Origin of the sequence: Novosphingobium mississippiense (assembly GCF_044029535.1) — a bacterium.
Lineage (GTDB): Bacteria > Pseudomonadota > Alphaproteobacteria > Sphingomonadales > Sphingomonadaceae > Novosphingobium.
In genome coordinates this window covers 2,966,794-2,981,613 of sequence record NZ_CP147001.1, presented here as the reverse complement: position 1 = coordinate 2,981,613, position 14,820 = coordinate 2,966,794, and the positions used below count along the sequence as shown (strand labels likewise).

The 14,820-nt window shown below is 67.0% G+C and carries 14 protein-coding genes; 2 read left to right on the top strand and 12 right to left on the bottom strand.

The window, feature by feature from the left end:
• Positions 1-2 precede the first annotated feature (2 nt).
• Genes WBP06_RS14145 through WBP06_RS14120 form a run of 6 tightly spaced genes read right to left on the bottom strand, consistent with a single transcriptional unit; the run spans position 3 to position 6,534 of the window.
• On the bottom strand, positions 3-1,325 hold the full coding sequence (locus WBP06_RS14145) for a FliI/YscN family ATPase (RefSeq protein ID WP_395328966.1): 1,323 nt from the start codon (positions 1,323-1,325) through the stop codon (positions 3-5).
• Positions 1,325-2,011 (bottom strand): FliH/SctL family protein, encoded by a 687-nt coding sequence (locus WBP06_RS14140; protein WP_395328963.1) that lies wholly within the window; start codon positions 2,009-2,011, stop codon positions 1,325-1,327. The genes WBP06_RS14145 and WBP06_RS14140 overlap by 1 nt, the downstream gene beginning before the upstream one ends.
• Positions 2,004-3,011, bottom strand: a complete 1,008-nt coding sequence (gene fliG / locus WBP06_RS14135; RefSeq protein ID WP_395328960.1) for a flagellar motor switch protein FliG — start codon at positions 3,009-3,011, stop codon at positions 2,004-2,006. The genes WBP06_RS14140 and fliG overlap by 8 nt, the downstream gene beginning before the upstream one ends.
• A complete protein-coding gene (fliF, locus tag WBP06_RS14130; RefSeq protein WP_395328958.1) occupies positions 3,011-4,786 on the bottom strand; it encodes a flagellar basal-body MS-ring/collar protein FliF in 1,776 nt (591 codons plus the stop codon). Before fliF ends, fliG begins: the two co-directional genes overlap by 1 nt.
• 6 nt (positions 4,787-4,792) lie before the next feature.
• On the bottom strand, positions 4,793-5,194 hold the full coding sequence (fliE, locus tag WBP06_RS14125; RefSeq protein ID WP_395328955.1) for a flagellar hook-basal body complex protein FliE: 402 nt from the start codon (positions 5,192-5,194) through the stop codon (positions 4,793-4,795).
• Positions 5,191-6,534: a sigma-54 interaction domain-containing protein gene (locus tag WBP06_RS14120; protein ID WP_395328952.1), complete on the bottom strand. Its 1,344-nt coding sequence runs from the start codon at positions 6,532-6,534 to the stop codon at positions 5,191-5,193. Before WBP06_RS14120 ends, fliE begins: the two co-directional genes overlap by 4 nt.
• A 271-nt stretch (positions 6,535-6,805) precedes the next feature.
• Here WBP06_RS14120 and WBP06_RS14115 point away from each other — a divergent pair, with 271 nt between their 5' ends.
• Together WBP06_RS14115 and WBP06_RS14110 are read left to right on the top strand one after the other, a co-directional pair.
• The gene (locus WBP06_RS14115; protein ID WP_395328949.1) at positions 6,806-7,630 is read left to right on the top strand and encodes a flagellin; all 825 of its coding nucleotides are present in this window, start codon (positions 6,806-6,808) and stop codon (positions 7,628-7,630) included.
• Between the two features lie 176 nt (positions 7,631-7,806).
• On the top strand, positions 7,807-8,868 hold the full coding sequence (locus tag WBP06_RS14110) for a class I SAM-dependent methyltransferase (protein WP_395328947.1): 1,062 nt from the start codon (positions 7,807-7,809) through the stop codon (positions 8,866-8,868).
• 426 nt (positions 8,869-9,294) lie between these two features.
• On the opposite strand, the gene WBP06_RS14105 is transcribed toward WBP06_RS14110, so the two are convergent.
• The 6 genes from WBP06_RS14105 to WBP06_RS14080 form a co-directional block, all read right to left on the bottom strand.
• Entirely contained in the window at positions 9,295-10,128 is an 834-nt protein-coding gene (locus WBP06_RS14105; protein WP_395328944.1) for a flagellar motor protein MotB, read from the bottom strand.
• Between the two features lies 1 nt (position 10,129).
• Entirely contained in the window at positions 10,130-10,993 is an 864-nt protein-coding gene (gene motA / locus WBP06_RS14100; protein ID WP_395328941.1) for a flagellar motor stator protein MotA, read from the bottom strand.
• 82 nt (positions 10,994-11,075) lie between these two features.
• Entirely contained in the window at positions 11,076-11,999 is a 924-nt protein-coding gene (locus WBP06_RS14095; RefSeq protein ID WP_395328939.1) for a flagellar biosynthesis protein FlgL, read from the bottom strand.
• Positions 12,000-12,019: 20 nt separating this feature from the next.
• Positions 12,020-13,357 carry a flagellar hook-associated protein FlgK gene (gene flgK, locus WBP06_RS14090; RefSeq protein WP_395328937.1) on the bottom strand — a complete coding sequence of 446 codons (1,338 nt, stop codon included), beginning with the start codon at positions 13,355-13,357 and terminating at the stop codon, positions 12,020-12,022.
• 3 nt (positions 13,358-13,360) lie between these two features.
• Positions 13,361-13,714, bottom strand: coding sequence for a rod-binding protein (locus tag WBP06_RS14085; protein WP_395328934.1), 354 nt, complete (start codon positions 13,712-13,714; stop codon positions 13,361-13,363).
• Complete coding sequence (locus WBP06_RS14080; RefSeq protein ID WP_395334176.1) at positions 13,711-14,802, bottom strand: flagellar basal body P-ring protein FlgI; 1,092 nt, start codon at positions 14,800-14,802, stop codon at positions 13,711-13,713. The genes WBP06_RS14085 and WBP06_RS14080 overlap by 4 nt, the downstream gene beginning before the upstream one ends.
• Positions 14,803-14,820: the final 18 nt, after the last annotated feature.

Below are 14,820 nucleotides of genomic sequence, written 5' to 3'. Positions count from 1 at the left end.
CTTCAGCCTGAAAGCAGTTGCGTCAGTCGTGCGGTGCTCTCGCCCAGGTCCACGACCTCGCCCGCGGGCTGGCTGAGGAAGGCGGAAAGCGCCTGGTGCATGGCGATCGCGCGGTCCAGTTGCGGGTCCGCCCCGGCGCGGTAGGCCCCCATCAGCACAAGGTCGCGGTTCGCCTCGTAACTGGCGGAAAGCGCGCGGAACTGGCGGGCCAATCGCTCATGCTCGGGCGGCACGATGTCGTTCATCACGCGGCTGAGCGAGGCGGCGATGTCCACCGCCGGATATTGCCCGCGCTGGGCCAGATCGCGGGAGAGGACGATGTGCCCGTCCAGGATCGATCGGGCGGTGTCCACCACCGGGTCGTCCTGATTGTCGCCATCGGCCAGCACGGTGTAGAGCCCGGTGATCGACCCGCCGGAGGCCGCCGAATTGCCCGCGCGCTCCACCAGCTTGGTGATCGTGGCCAGGGCGGAGGGTGGATAGCCACGCGCGGCGCCGGGTTCGCCCAGCAGCAGGCCGATCTCGCGCGCGGCGTGGGCCACGCGGGTCAGGCTGTCCATGATCAGCAGCACACGGCGGCCTTTCGCGCGGAAATGCTCGGCCATCGACGTGGCCAGCATCGCCCCGCGCAGGCGCAGGTTGGGCGCATGGTCGGCGGGGACCGCCACCACCACGGTCTTGTCCTTCTTGGCGCCGTGCATGTGCCGTTCGACGAAATCGGAGACTTCGCGCGCACGCTCCCCGATCAGGCCGACGACGATGACATCGGCGGAGGCCCCGCGCGCGATCATGTCGATCAGTACCGACTTGCCGACGCCCGATCCCGCCATCACGCCGATGCGCTGGCCGACGCCGAACGTGGTCAGCGCGTTCAGCGCCCGCACCCCGGTGTCGAAAGGCAGGCGCACCGGGCTGCGGTCCAGCGCGGAAGTGCGTACGCCGCCGGCCGGCCATTCCATGCGGCTGTGGATCGGAAAGCCACCGTCGATCGGCAGCCCCTCGCCATCGACGGCGCGGCCCAGGAACGGTTCGCCCACCGGCAGCAGCCCCGGTCGCCCCTCGGCCCAGACCCGCGCGCCGGGGCGCAGCAGAATCATGTCGCCCAGCAGCATCATCATCGTCCGGCCATTGCGGAAGCCGATCACTTCGGCGGCCAGCGCCTTCTGCGGGCCATGGGCAATGCGGCACATCGCGCCGACCGGCACCGACAGGCCGCTCACTTCCAGCAGCCCGCCGTCGCAGGCGGCGACAAGGCCGTAGCGGCGCGGTGCCAGGTCGAGCGGTCCGGCGGCCAGATCGTCGAGGATCGATCCGTAAAGCTTCATCACTGCTGCAGCGCTTCGGCAATGGCGCGGCGCCAGCTTGCCGGGCCATCCTCCACGCCGCCGTTGGCGGTCTCGATCCGCACCGATCCCCGTTCCAGCGTGCGGTCGGGCAGGATTTTCCATTCGCTGCGCAGGCGCGGCGAAATCAGGTCGAAATCGCGGGGGTTGAGCTGGATCACCCGATCGTCGTCGGCGCGGGCCAGCATGGAGACGGCGGTTTCGATCCGGCGCGTCAGTGCCACCGGATCGAGCGACAGCGGGGCGATCGCGGCCTCGCACAGCGCGGCCACCGTATCGCGCAGGCGCAGGCGCAGTTCCTCCTCCAGCCGCTCGTCGATCCGTGCGAAGGACAGTGCCAGCCGTTCACGCGCGGCGGCATCGGCGGCGGCGCGGTCGGCGGCAGCCTCCGCCGCCTGGCGATGCCCTTCGGCAAAGCCCTGGGCATAGGCTTCGGCAATCGGGTCCGGCGCTTCGGGTTCCGGCGGCGCCTCCACCATGGGTTCCTGCGGCGGCGGTTCGGCGACGGGCGTGGTCGCGGTGAAGCGCAAGTCCGGCTGGAACCGGGCGGGCCGGGCCAGCGTCTCGAACAGCGTGGACGCGGCGCGGCTGCGCTGGTCACGGTCGGCATCGTCTGGTTCCCACTGCTTCCGGCCCAAACGGCCGAGCGAGAAGCCCAGGTCAGACATATTCGTCATCGCCCGAACCGAAGATGATCGCGCCTTCCGCTGCCAGCCTGCGGGCGATGGTCACCACTTCCTTCTGCGCGGCCACCACGTCGGCCAGCTTGGTGCGGCCGCGTGCCTCGATCTCGTCCTTCACGCCTTCCGCCGCGCGGGAGGACATGGCGCTGAAGAACACCTCGCGCTCGTCCTCGCCGATGCCCTTCAACGCATCGATCAGGGCATCGCTGGGCACGTCGCGCAGCAGCGTTCCCATGGCCTTGGGATCGAGCACGAAGAGGTGTTCGAACTTGAACATCTCGTCCTCGATCTGCTTGGCCAGTGCCTTGTCGCGGCGGGTCAGGTCGCCCATCACCCGCTTTTCGACCACACGGTTCACGCCGTTGACGATGCCCGCCGCTTCCGGGATGCCGCCCACTTCGAACGGGCGCTGGCCGTGGAAATCGGAAATCCGCCGGGTCAGCAGTTCCTCCAGCATCTCGATCGCCTGCACCGTCACCGGGCCGAGTGTGGCGATGCGGTGGACGATCTCCGGCTGCACGCCGTCCGGCAGCGAATGGAGCACGGCGGCAGCCACTTGGGGATCGAGCTGCACCAGCAGCACGGCGATTGCCTGCGGATGTTCGTCCTTCACCAACGGCACCAGCGAATCCGCCGTCAGCCAGCGCGCCAGTTCGATGCTGGAATGGCGCGGCGCTTCGGGGTGGATGCGGCTCATCAGGTTTTCGGCCTTCACTTCGCCGATGGCCCGGGTGATCATCGTGCGGACCTGCCCGACGCGATCGTGGGCGACGATGCCCAGCGCCTCGGTCTTTTCGACGAAGCCGCTGATCGCCCCGGCAATCAGGTCCGGGCCGATCTCGCCCAGCGCGCACATCTTCTCGCCCAGGCGTTGCAGTTCGCCGGGCTCCAGCTCGGCCAGGATGCGCGAGGTCTGCTCCTCGTTCAGCAGCATCATCATCACTGCCGCGTTGTCCGCGGGGTGGAGGGGGGCGATCTCGCTCATCAGGCGGCTTTCGTTTGCTCTTCGGCAGGGTCATTGATCATCTGGCGCAGTGCCGCGACGGCGCTTTCGGGCTTTTCGGCAACCAGCCGCTGGGCAAGATCGACCTGCCGCGAGAGGATGTCCGACCGGGTCACGTCGATATCCATGTCGATCGTGCTCTCGCTGGCGGCGGAGCGGGAGGATGAGGACGACGAGTGAGAGCCGAGCATGCGGCCGACGAGGCCGGTGTGCACTTCTTCCTCCTCATCCTCGTCCGGGCCCATGATCTGGGCGACGGACTTGGCCTTGTCCTGTTTTTTGGAGCCGCGCCTGGCCGGCGGCGTGCGGTCGCCCCGGATCGCTTTCACCAGTGGGCGCACGCCGATCAGCAGCACCAGCAGCACGGCCAGCAGCGCCGCGCCGTTGCGCACCACCATGGCGAACCACGGCGCTTCGTAGAACGGCAGCTTGTCGGCGCCGGTCGGTTCGAAATTGCGGATGACGACCTTCACCTGATCGCCGCGCTGGGCATCGGCACCGACGGCGGCGCTGACCAGCGACTGGATATCCTGGATCTCCTGCGCCTTCGCACCTTTCAGGCCCGCATCGCTGACCGCCACGGCCACTGACAGGCGCTTGATCCCGCCCGGCCGCGAGTTGGAGACGGAGACCTGACGGCCCAGTTCGTAGTTCTTGCTGGACGAGGATTCGCCATTGGTCGGCGGAGTGCCGCTCGGGGCCGCCGTGGGCGTGCCTTGCGGTGCGCCGGGCCGGGCCTGCGTGGGCGGCGGCGGTGAGTTGGACAGTGCGCCGGGCACGCCCGCCGCCGGCCCCGCGCCGGTCGATTGCGACTGTTCCTGCGTCTCGCTACGGACGACGCCGTCCTTGTCGTAACTTTCGCGGGCCTGCGTCACATCGTCCATGTCGAGTTCGACCTGGGCCTGCGTGGTGAAATTGGTCTCCCCCAGCATCGGCGTCAGCAACTGGCTGACCTGTTCACGCAGCTTGGATTCCATGCGCGATTGCAGGTCCAGCCGATCGGTCTCCGGCCCGCCTTGCTGGGAGAGCAGACGGCCGTGCTGGTCCACCACGCGCACCGCGTCGGGCGAGAGGCCCGGAACCGATGCGGCGACGAGGTTGACGATCGCGGTGACCTGGCTGTCGGTAAGCTGGCGGCCGTTCTTCAACCGGACCATGACCGAGGCGGAGGGCGGCACATTGTCGCGCACGAAGACGGACTTCTCGCCCTCGGCAATGTGCACGCGCACGCCGTCCACCCCGTCGATCTCGGCGATCGAGAGCTGCAGGTCATGCTCGCGGGCGGAGCGCAGGCGTTCGCCTTCCAGCGTGCGGCTGGCGCCCATCGGCAGCTTGTCCAGCATCTGGTCGCCGCTTTCCGGCGTGGCCAGTGCGCCGTCGGACGCCACCAGCATGCGGGCGCGGTAATAGTCGCCCTCGCCCACGGTTAGCGCGCCGGAATCGGTGTCGATATGGTAGGAGATGCCCGCCTGCTCCAGCGCGGCGGCCACTCCGGCCCGGTCGGCATCGTCAAGCTGGGCATAGAGCACGCGCTGGGGGGACGGGGCCAGCGTGTCCCACGCCAGCAGCGCCCCGCCCACGGCGGCAAGACCGATGAACACGGGCAGGAATCGGCGCACGGCCGGCTGCGCGGTGAACGATCCGATGCGGGTCAGCACCGGGCCGCCCTGCGGGTCCGCGAAAGGCGCGAACAGCGATCGCGGGGCGGGCAGAGTGCCGGAGCCATCGGGCATCGGCGTGGAAGCGGTATCGGCCATGATCTATCAGAGCCCCATCCGCATGATGTCCTGATAGGCGGACAGCAGCTTGTTGCGGACTTGCAGCGTGGCTTCGAAGGCGACGCCCGCCTCCTGCCGCGCCAGCATGACTTTGGCGACGTCGGTCACTTCGCCCTTCTGGTAGGCGTCGGTCACGCTTTCGGCGTTGTTCTGCACCGAATTGACGCTGTCGAGCGCGGTCTTCAGCGTGTCGGCAAAGCCCTGCGCGGGCGGCTGGGCGCCGGTGGCGTCCGTCGTCGTCAGCGCCGTGGACTGCGTGGAGGCTTGCGTGGAATGGATCTGCTTCAGCAGATCGCTGCGATCGATGATCTGCTGGCGCATGGCCATGATCTGCTGGATGCCGCCACCCCCATTGGAGGCGCCGACGATGCCGGAAATGGCGCTCATCGGAAGGCTCCCACGGCATGGCGGCCGATCTCGATCCCGGCTTCACGCAGCGAGGCGAGGCGGTAGCGCAAGGTGCGTTCGGAAATGCCCAGTTCGCGCGCGGCGCGCACGCGGCTGCCGCCGCAGGCTTCCAGCGTTTCGACGATGGCGCGCGCTTCGGAGATCTGGACGATGCTGGACAGGCGACGCGGCCCTTCGTGATCGTCCGCATCGTGGGATCCATGCACGCCGCCCTGGATGGCACCATGGACCATCCCCGGAACGATCGGCGTGATCAGCCGCGCAGGGCTGTCGAACACGATGTGTTCGGGCGTGATCGTGGGCTTGCCGTGGGCCAGCAGCAGGGCGCGGCGCAGGACGTTTTCCAGTTCCCGCACGTTACCGGGCCAGGCATGGAGCTTGAGCATGGCGATCGCCGAGTCCGAAAGGCAGGGCACGCGCGCCGGATCCGGCGCGTGGCGCAGGGCCATGGCGAAAGCGAGTGGGGCAATATCGTCCGGCCGTTCGCGCAGCGAGTCCAGCGTCAGCGGAAAGACGTTGAGCCGGTAGTAAAGGTCGGCGCGGAACCGCCCTTCGGCCACTTCGGTCGGCAGGTCGCGGTTGGCGCAGGCGATCACGCGGATGTCCACCTTGATCGGCTTGGTCGATCCGATGGGGACGACCTCCTGCTCCTGCAGCGCGCGCAGCAGCTTGGCCTGCAGCGTCAGCGGCAGTTCGGCGATCTCGTCCAGCAGCAGGGTGCCGCCGTCGGCCGCGCGCATGAAGCCTTCGCTGGCCTGCGTCGCGCCGGTGAACGCACCCTTCTGGTGGCCGAACAGCAGCGCTTCCAGCATGGTTTCCGGCATCGCCGCGCAATTGACCGCGATGAACGGGCCATCGTGCCGGGCGGAGCGGGCGTGGATGAAGCGGCTGAGCACTTCCTTGCCGGTGCCGGTCGGGCCGTTGATCAGCACCGGAATGTCGCTCGTCGCCAGCCGATCGGCCAGCGCGAAGACGGAAAGGCTGGCCGGATCGGCCGCGATCGGCGAATCCGTGCCGGACAGCGCCGCCAGCACCATCGCCAGCGAGCCTTCGCTGACCGGATCGGCGTAGGTCACCGTCACCGATCCGTTGGCCGCACGCGAAAGCGCCGGCACGGCACCGCGCGCCAGGTGCACCACCCGCGCGGCTGTTTGTCCTTCCTTCCCCTGCGATTTGCTCTCGGGGCCGGGCGATTTGCTTTGGGCATCCCGCAGCACGACCGATCCCGGTTGGAGCAGGGACCCGGCGATGGCTGTCGCACGGTGCACCAGCGGGCCGTGGCGACGCTCAAATTCGGTGTCGAAAATTTCTTCGACCATGTCTCGATATACCCCGTGGAATTAATCTTCTTCCAAGGGGGCGTATGCCGTCCAAACGGCGAATCCTTCGAAAATTTAAGTCCCCGTAGCGACCCTTAGTTTGGCCGTTTCCGGCCGCCCGTTTCCACGCGTTCGAAAGGGCTTCCGGCAACATTCCGGCAAGGGGGCGGCTTAATTTTGCCGGGCTCTTGCCGGTCTAGCTGCCGACGGTTGGGCCGGATGCACCGGTTTCCGCCGTTCGGAACTCGGGTTACCCTACGGGAGCAATTACATGTCTGTGATCAATACCAATATCAGCGCAATTCGTGCCGCGAACGCTTCGACCTCGGCCAACAAGATGCTCGGCACCGCGATGGAGCGCCTTTCGACCGGCAAGCGAATCAATTCCGCGAAGGACGATGCCGCCGGCCTTGCCATCGCCACGTCCATGACCTCGCAAGTGCGCGGCATGAGCCAGGGCATCCGCAACGCCAACGACGGCATCTCGCTTGCCCAGACCGCTGAAGGCAGCCTGGACGAAGTGACCAACATGCTGCAGCGCGTTCGCGAACTGGCCGTGCAGTCGTCCTCGGGCACCTATCAGAACAGCGACCGCGATGCGATGCAGTCGGAAGTCACCGCGCTGACCAGCCAGATCAGCGACGTGCTGACGCAGACCAAGTTCAACGGCAACACGCTGTTCTCCACCACGTCGGGATCGGACGTCACTTTCGACATCCAGACCGGCTCGAACTCGGGCGAGAAGGTGACGCTGACCTCGAACGCGATCGACGGCACCAACCTGAATGCCACCGCGCTGGACGTTTCGACCTCCGCGAAGGCTTCGACCACGATCGACAACGTCGACCTGGCCCTGGCGGACGTGAATTCCACCCGCGCCTCGCTGGGTGCCGGCCAGAACCGCCTCGAATCGGCGATCAACAACCTGACCAACAACGTGACGAACCTGTCGGACGCGCGTTCGCGGATCGAGGATGCCGATTATTCGAGCGAAACAACGGCGATGGCCAAGGCCCAGATCCTGAGCCAGGCATCGACGGCGATGATCGCGCAGGCCAACCAGAGCCAGCAGGACGTTCTCTCGCTGCTGCGTTAACCTGACGCGCAAGCGTATCGATTGTTGGGGCCGGCCTTCGGGGCGGCCCTGCGGACCCGGCGGGCTTTCCCCAGTCGCCGGGTCCGTTTTTGCGTCTCCGGTCCCGGCTGCTCATGGTATTCTGCGCCGCAAGGGGCGGTCCATGACGATAGCGACTCGGTGAGAGGGGATCCGCGATGTCAGACCATATCGACGAAGCGAAGCTGCACGCCTTCATCGGCAAGATGCTGGGCGATCTGGGCGGCGCGATGAGCGTGCCGACGGTGCGGGTCGGGCTGCGGCTGGGCCTGTTCACGGCGCTGGCGCAAGGCCCGGCGACGGCGGAGGAACTGGCGCAGCGTGCCGGCAACCTTCATGCCCGGTACGTGCGCGAATGGGCGCTGGCACAGGCTGCCAACGGCTATGTGAACTACGATCCGGCGGGCGGCACGTTCAGCCTCTCTCCCGAGCAGGCGATGGTCTTCGTGGTGCCGGATAGCCCGGTCTATCTGGCTGGCGCCTACGAACTGGTCGCCGCGATGATCGAGGCCGAGGGCCGGGTGGAGCAATGCTTTCACGATGGCAGCGGCGTGCGCTGGGGCGATCATGCCGGGTGCCTGTTCTGCGCCACCGGGGCGTTCTTCCGCCCCGGCTACGTCAACAACATCGTCCAGAACTGGATCCCCGCGCTGGACGGCATGGAAGCCCGACTGCGCAAGGGCGCGAAAGTGGCCGATGTCGGCTGCGGTGTGGGTTTCTCGACGATGCTGATGGCGGAAGCCTATCCGGACAGTCTGTTCATCGGATACGATTTCCACGAACCCTCGATCGAGGAGGCCCGCCGCCATGCGCAGGCCCACGGGCTGGAGGACCGGGTCCGCTTCGACGTCTCCACCGCGAAGACCATCGGGGAAGGCGGGTTCGATCTGGTGACGATGTATGATTGCCTGCACGACATGGGCGACCCGCGCGGCTGCGCGGCGCATATCCGCCAGATGCTGGCGCCGCACGGGCGCTGGATGGTGGTGGAACCGATCGCCGGCGATGCGCCGGAGCAGAACTTCAACCCGGTCGGCCGGCTTTACTACAATGCCTCCACCATGATCTGCGTGCCGACCTCGCTCGATCAGGAAGTGGGCGAAGGGCTGGGGGCGCAGGCCGGGGAGGCCAGGCTGTCCGCGATCATGCGGGAGGCTGGGTTTACGTTCGTGCGCCGGGCCACGGAGGGGCCGTTCAACATGGTGCTGGAGGCGGCTTGATTGTCGCTGGGGTTGCGCCTGCCCACCCCGCTGCGACTAGGACTTGCTTTGCAAGCCCAAGTCTCGCTGCCCCTCCCGCTTGCGGGAGGGGATAACGGCACAACGGATCGAGCGAGGCACAATTAGGCCCTCCCGCAAGCGGGAGGGCCGCGAGGCTTGGTGAGCCGCAGGCGAGCCTAGCCGCAGCGGGGTGGGCCTGCGCACCCGCCCCTGAATGCGGCAAACCCGTCATCCCCGCGAAGGCGGGGATCCCGCTTGTCTTGTGCCAAAGTGAGAGGGTGCAAAGGAAGCGGGGCCCCCGCCTTCGCGGGGGTGACGAAGTTTAGGGACTGACGTTCAGGTCTTTACGTCGGTTGGCGTTTTCCGAAGTTCGTGCCGTATCGAGAAACGCCGGAACCTAACGGTTCGCGAGAACAAAGCTCGCCCCTAGTTCGCGATCGTGATCGAAATCCTGCGGTTACGCGGATCATGCGGGTCTTGCGGGATCAGCAGTTCCTTGTCAGCCACGCCCTCGATGCGCTTGAAGCGGTCGTCGGGAACGCCGTCCGCGATCAGTTGCTGGCGCGTCGCCTCGGCGCGGCCGGCGGAGAGCGACCAGTTGTTGCCGGGCACGCCGTCGCGATAGGGGATCGCATCGGTGTGGCCGCGCACGGTCAGCGGGCCGCCGTCTTTGCCGATCGCCTCCGCAATCGCCTTCAGCAGTTCCTGCGCCTGCGGCGTCAGGATCGTGGTGCCCAGCCGGAACATCGAGAAATCGGCATCGTCCACCATGTCGATCCGGATGCCCTCGGTGGTGTCCACCATCCGGATCTGCTTGGCCAGCTTGCGCAGCTCCGCCGTCGACTGCAGCTTGCGATTGAGCGCCTCGCGCGCCAGCGAGGTGCGCTTGATCGGGGTGCCGCCCTCCCGGTTACCGCCGGTGGCATCGCGCGGGATGGTGATGGTCTTGGTGCCGGTGCCGCCGGCGTGGGGCAGGTTGTCCTTTTCCGTCAGCGACGATCCGCCCAGCAGCCCGTTGGCCGATCCGGCGCTGCCCTGCCGCGTCTTGACCAGGGTGGGGGAGAAGTAGTCGGCAATGCCCTTGCGCTGCTTTTCGGTGGTGGCGCCGACGATCCACAGCAGCAGGAAGAAGGCCATCATGGCCGTCACGAAGTCCGCATAGGCCACTTTCCAGGCACCGCCGTGGTGCCCGGCTTCCACCACCGTCACTTTCTTGACGATGATCGGCCGCGGCGCCTCCTTCGGCTTTTTCGTGGCCACCTCAGCGGCCCCTCATCGCGTCGAGCAGTTCGGAAAGGCCGGGACGGAAGGCATGGCCAAGGCCGGAACGGGCCGATTCCACCACCAGCGGCTGCGGCCAGCCGTGCAAGGACGCGATGATCACCTGCTTCACGGCCTGGAAGATCTGTTCGTCCTGCTCGTTGATCTGCTTCATGCGGCCGGCCATCGGGCCGACGATGCCATAGGCGAGCAAGACGCCCATGAACGTGCCGACAAGGGCAGAGCCGATCATGCCGCCCAGGATCGAGGGCGGCTTGTCGATCGATCCCATCGTCTTCACCACGCCCAGCACGGCGGCGACGATGCCCAGCGCCGGCAGCGAATCCGCCAGGTTCTGGAAGGCGTGCTGTGGTTCGTGCAGTTCGTGGAAGTGGGTCTTCATCGAATTGTCCATCACGTCCTCCACCGCGTGGACTTCCAGCGTGCCGGACGAGACGACGATCAGGGTCAGCGTGTCGCAGATCAGGTGGACCAGCGCATCATTGGCCAGCAGGCGCGGGAATTCGGCGAAGAGCGCGGAATTCTGCGGCTCATTCACATGGCTTTCCAGCGCCACCGGGCCTTCGGATCGCAGCAGCTTCATCAGCCGCACCGTCAGGATGATCGCATCCACATGGTCCTGCTTGTTGTGGCGCGGGCCCTTGAACACTTTGCCCACGCCTTTGCCCAGGGCCTTGATCTCGTGCATCGAATTGCCGGTGACGATGGCACCCAGCGCGGCGCCGCCGATGATGAGCATTTCGTGCGGAATCGCCTCCATCACCGGGCCGAGCGCGCCGCCGGTGATCGCGAAGCCGCCGAACACCATCACCAGCAAGATGACGACGCCGATCACTGCAAACATGGTTAACGTTCCCCGTGGTGTTGAAGACCGGCCGCCGCGCCCTCAGGCTGGCTTGAGGGTTGGTACGGCCGGTTTTTGCGGATCAGCTGATCGCGTTGAACAGGCTGAGCGAGGCGAGCTTGCCGAAAGTCGACTGGGCCGCTTCCAGAACCGTCATGGTTTCCTGAAGATTGGCGATCGTGGTGGCGGGATCGGCGCCGCCGATGTCCGATTCCTCGGTGGAGCGCAGTTCGGACAAGTTGGTGCGCCGGTCGTCCACCACGTCGATCCACGCAAGGCGGGTGCCGATCACGGTCTGGCCGGTGGTCAGCGTGTCCAGCCCGGTCTTCAGGTCGGTCAGCGCGGAGGAAGCGGCCGCGGTCGGGTCGGCGGAGCCGCCCTTCAGTGCATCGGCAAGGCCCTTTACCACCGCCAGCAGATCGGTCTGGTTGCCGCTGGCATTGGTGAAGCTGAGGAACTGCGGCCCGGTCATCGAACGCGTCACGCTCTGCCCGTCGCCCAGCGGCAGGCTGTCCGAACTGGCGGTGCCGACGTAGACCGCGTTGCCAGAGGAATCGAGCGAGTAGGCATCGCCCGCACTCGCCCCGCCGAACAGCGCATGGCCGTTGGAATCGCGGGCGTTGGCCAGTGCCAGCAGGTTGCTGAAGATCTGGTCCAGCTGGGTGCCGATAGAGGCGCGCTGATCGTCGGTAAGGGTGGAACTGGCCGCCTGCGTCGCCAGTTCCTGCACCTGCATCAGCGTGTCCGACATGTCCGACATCGTCGAATCCGCCAGCGAAAGATCGGCATTGGCGCGTTGGGCATTGGTCTTGTCGATGCCCGAAAGCGCCTCCTGCCGCGACAGGCTGCGCAGGCGCGATGCCGCCACCGGATTGTCCGACGAACGATCGAACTTCAATCCGCTCGCCATCTGGGACTGATAGTTTTCCGCCTGCGTGCGCAAGGTCTTCATGTCGTTGCGCGACCTCTCGAAGAAGGCGCCGGTGCTGGTCGAAACGATAGTCATAGGGGTGGGCTCCGGTCGGATCAGCTGATCGAGAGGATGGAATCGAAGATGTCGGAGGCGACCTGCATGACCCGGCCATTGGCCTGGTAGGCCTGCTGGAACAGGGTGAGGTTCACCGCTTCCTGATCGAGATCGACGCCCGCCTGCGCTTCCAGCGCGACTTTGGCGTTGCTGGCGATCGATTCCAGCGAATCGCGCGTGACCGTGCGGCCGGCAACGGCGCTGGAAATGCCGAACAGCAGCGTGTCCATGTCCCCGGCCGGGTCTGCCGCGTCCAGCGCGCTGCGCATCGATTCCAGGTTGGAGGCATCGCGGCTGTTGGCCCCCGCGCCGGCCGGGGCCGTGGCGATCTGGCTGCCGCTGGTGAGGGAGAGCGACATGCTGGCGGCATCGGTGCCGGAGAACATCGGCTGCCCGGCATTGCCGTTCAGGTCCACCCCGGCGGTCTGTGCGCCGTTGATCGCGGTCATCACTTCGGAGGCGATGGAATCGAGCTGCGAATGGACATTGGCGAGTTCGGTGAGCGCCTGGTTCTTGCCGGCCACCGATCCGGAGGAGATCGTGGCGGCATTGCCGTCCAGCGTGAAGCTGAGGGTGCCGTCGCTCTCGGTGTTCGTGGCCAGCGTGGCGGCGGTGCCGCCGTTGACCAGATCGGGCCCGGTGGTGCCGCCCAGCCGCACTTCCACCGTGCCGTCGTCGGCAAAGCTGGTGGAAATGTCGACGTAGCCGCTGATCTTTTCCAGCAGCGAATCGCGCTGGTCCAGCAGGCTGGACTGGTCGCTGGAAGAATCGGAGGAGCGGGCAAGGCGCAAGTTCACGCGCGCCAGTTCGGCGGACAGCGTGTTGACCTGAGAGACGCCGTCCTGCGCCTCGAACCGCAGGCCCTGGCCGGCGGCGTCCAGGCTGGAGGCGGCGGTGTTCATCGTCTGCGCCAGCGTGCGGCCCTGTTCCAGCGCGGAGGCACGCAGCGACCCATCGGTGGGATCGGACAGCAATTGCTTCAGGGATGCTTCGAAACTGACGACGGAATCGTAGACGCCGGTCTGCTCCACCGCGCTTTCGACATTCTCCAGCCCCTGCACTTCGGCATCGGCGCGCGCTGCATCGGCCCCGGTGCGGCGCACTTCGGACTGGCGGAACATGTCCGCATTGCGCACGATGCCGGAGACGCGCACGCCTGCCAGATTGATCGCGTTGGGCGCGGAACTGACCGAGTTGACCGCCATTTCCGACAGCGAGACGCTGCGCCGCACATAGCCATCGGACGAGGCGTTGGAGATGTTCTGCGCAGTAACGTCGAGCGCGGCCTTGGCGGCGCGGGCGCCCGAGTTGGCGATCGAGATGAGGTTCGAGGCCATGGCTTAGGCTTTCCCCTGAGACGGTGTCGTGGGTGTCGAAGTCGCGGCGGTCTGGGCGGTCGCGGCTTCGTCGGCGGGCAGGAAACGCTGCATCTGCGCTTCCAGGATGGAGGCCAGGCCCAGCACGCCGCTTTGCGCGGTCACGTCGGCAAAGTGTTCGTCCTGCATCTGGTTGAAGGTATCCATCGCCTGGCTGCCGAACACGTCATCCCCGCCGAAGTCGGTCTTGCGCGCAGCGGCCAGCATCTGGCGCACCAGCATCGATTCGAACTGCTTGGCGGTGGCCTTCAGCTTTTCCCGGTCGGTGGCGCCGGGCTGGACGGTCATGCCGGGAAGGGTGGTGTCGATCGTGCTCATATCACCACCATCTCCGCCTTCAGCGCGCCGGCCTGCTTCAGCGCTTCGAGGATCGCCACGAGGTCGGACGGGGTGACGCCCAAGAGGTTCAGCGCATCGACCACGCGGGCCAGCGAGGCGCCGCCCTTGAACAGCATCACCGCGCGCTTCTCCTCCTCCACGGCCAGGGTGGAGTTCTGCTCCACGGTGGTACGGCCCTGGCTGAATGGTGCGGGCTGGACGACCGTTGGCCGCTCCTCCACGCGCACGGTCAGCTTGCCGTGGCTGATCGCGGCCGGGGCAAGGCGCACGGCGGAATTGATGACCACGGTGCCGGTGCGGCTGTTCACCACCACGCGCGCCGGGGTCTCGGCCGGGTCGACCTCGATCATCTCGATCGCGGCCATCACGCTGGCGCGGGTATCGGGCTCTGCCGGCAGGTGCAGCGCCAGCGTCACCCCGTCCTCGACCGAGGCGGTGCCCGGCAGGCGGTTGTTGATGGCATCGCGCACGCGTGCGGCGGTCAGGAAATCGGCGTCGAACAGGTTCCAGCGCAGCACGGCGTTGCTGTCGAACCCGGTGGCGACGGCGCGCTCCACGCTGGCGCCTTCGGCAATGCGGCCGACGGTGGGGATGTTGACGGTGACGTTGGAGCCGTCCTTGCCGGAAATGCCCAGCCCGCCGACCGCAAGGTTGCCCTGCGCCATCGCGTAGATCTGCCCGTCCGCACCGTAGAGCGGGGTCATGATCAGCGAACCGCCGCGCAGCGACTTGGCCTTGCCGATGGCGGAGACGGTCACGTCGATCCGCTGGCCGGGCTTGGCGAAGGCGGGCAGTTCGGCGGTGACCATCACCGCGGAGGCGTTCTTCAGCCCGGGCGAGACGCCGGGCGGCAGCGTCAGGCCCATGCGGCCGGAAACGCCCTTCATCGCCTGCGTCGTATATTCCAGATTGTCGTCCCCGGTGCCGGGCAGGCCGACGACGATGCCGTAGCCGGTCAGCTGGTTCTCGCGCACGCCCTGGAACTGGCCAAGGTCGCGCACGCGTTCCGCATGGGCCTGGACCGGGGCCAGGAACACGATCAGCGCAATCATGGCGATCAGCAGCATGCCCAGGATCGCGCCGGT

What these genes read in the sequence shown, in the direction of transcription:
- motA (WP_395328941.1), bottom strand. Translation starts at nt 10,993, where the DNA reads ATGTTTGCAGTGATCGGCGTCGTCATCTTGCTGGTGATGGTGTTCGGC.
- WBP06_RS14145 (WP_395328966.1), bottom strand. Translation starts at nt 1,325, where the DNA reads ATGAAGCTTTACGGATCGATCCTCGACGATCTGGCCGCCGGACCGCTC.
- fliF (WP_395328958.1), bottom strand. Translation starts at nt 4,786, where the DNA reads ATGGCCGATACCGCTTCCACGCCGATGCCCGATGGCTCCGGCACTCTG.
- WBP06_RS14120 (WP_395328952.1), bottom strand. Translation starts at nt 6,534, where the DNA reads ATGGTCGAAGAAATTTTCGACACCGAATTTGAGCGTCGCCACGGCCCG.
- WBP06_RS14085 (WP_395328934.1), bottom strand. Translation starts at nt 13,714, where the DNA reads ATGAGCACGATCGACACCACCCTTCCCGGCATGACCGTCCAGCCCGGC.
- WBP06_RS14080 (WP_395334176.1), bottom strand. Translation starts at nt 14,802, where the DNA reads ATGCTGCTGATCGCCATGATTGCGCTGATCGTGTTCCTGGCCCCGGTC.
- WBP06_RS14115 (WP_395328949.1), top strand. Translation starts at nt 6,806, where the DNA reads ATGTCTGTGATCAATACCAATATCAGCGCAATTCGTGCCGCGAACGCT.
- WBP06_RS14110 (WP_395328947.1), top strand. Translation starts at nt 7,807, where the DNA reads ATGTCAGACCATATCGACGAAGCGAAGCTGCACGCCTTCATCGGCAAG.
- fliG (WP_395328960.1), bottom strand. Translation starts at nt 3,011, where the DNA reads ATGAGCGAGATCGCCCCCCTCCACCCCGCGGACAACGCGGCAGTGATG.
- WBP06_RS14140 (WP_395328963.1), bottom strand. Translation starts at nt 2,011, where the DNA reads ATGTCTGACCTGGGCTTCTCGCTCGGCCGTTTGGGCCGGAAGCAGTGG.
- fliE (WP_395328955.1), bottom strand. Translation starts at nt 5,194, where the DNA reads ATGAGCGCCATTTCCGGCATCGTCGGCGCCTCCAATGGGGGTGGCGGC.
- WBP06_RS14095 (WP_395328939.1), bottom strand. Translation starts at nt 11,999, where the DNA reads ATGACTATCGTTTCGACCAGCACCGGCGCCTTCTTCGAGAGGTCGCGC.
- flgK (WP_395328937.1), bottom strand. Translation starts at nt 13,357, where the DNA reads ATGGCCTCGAACCTCATCTCGATCGCCAACTCGGGCGCCCGCGCCGCC.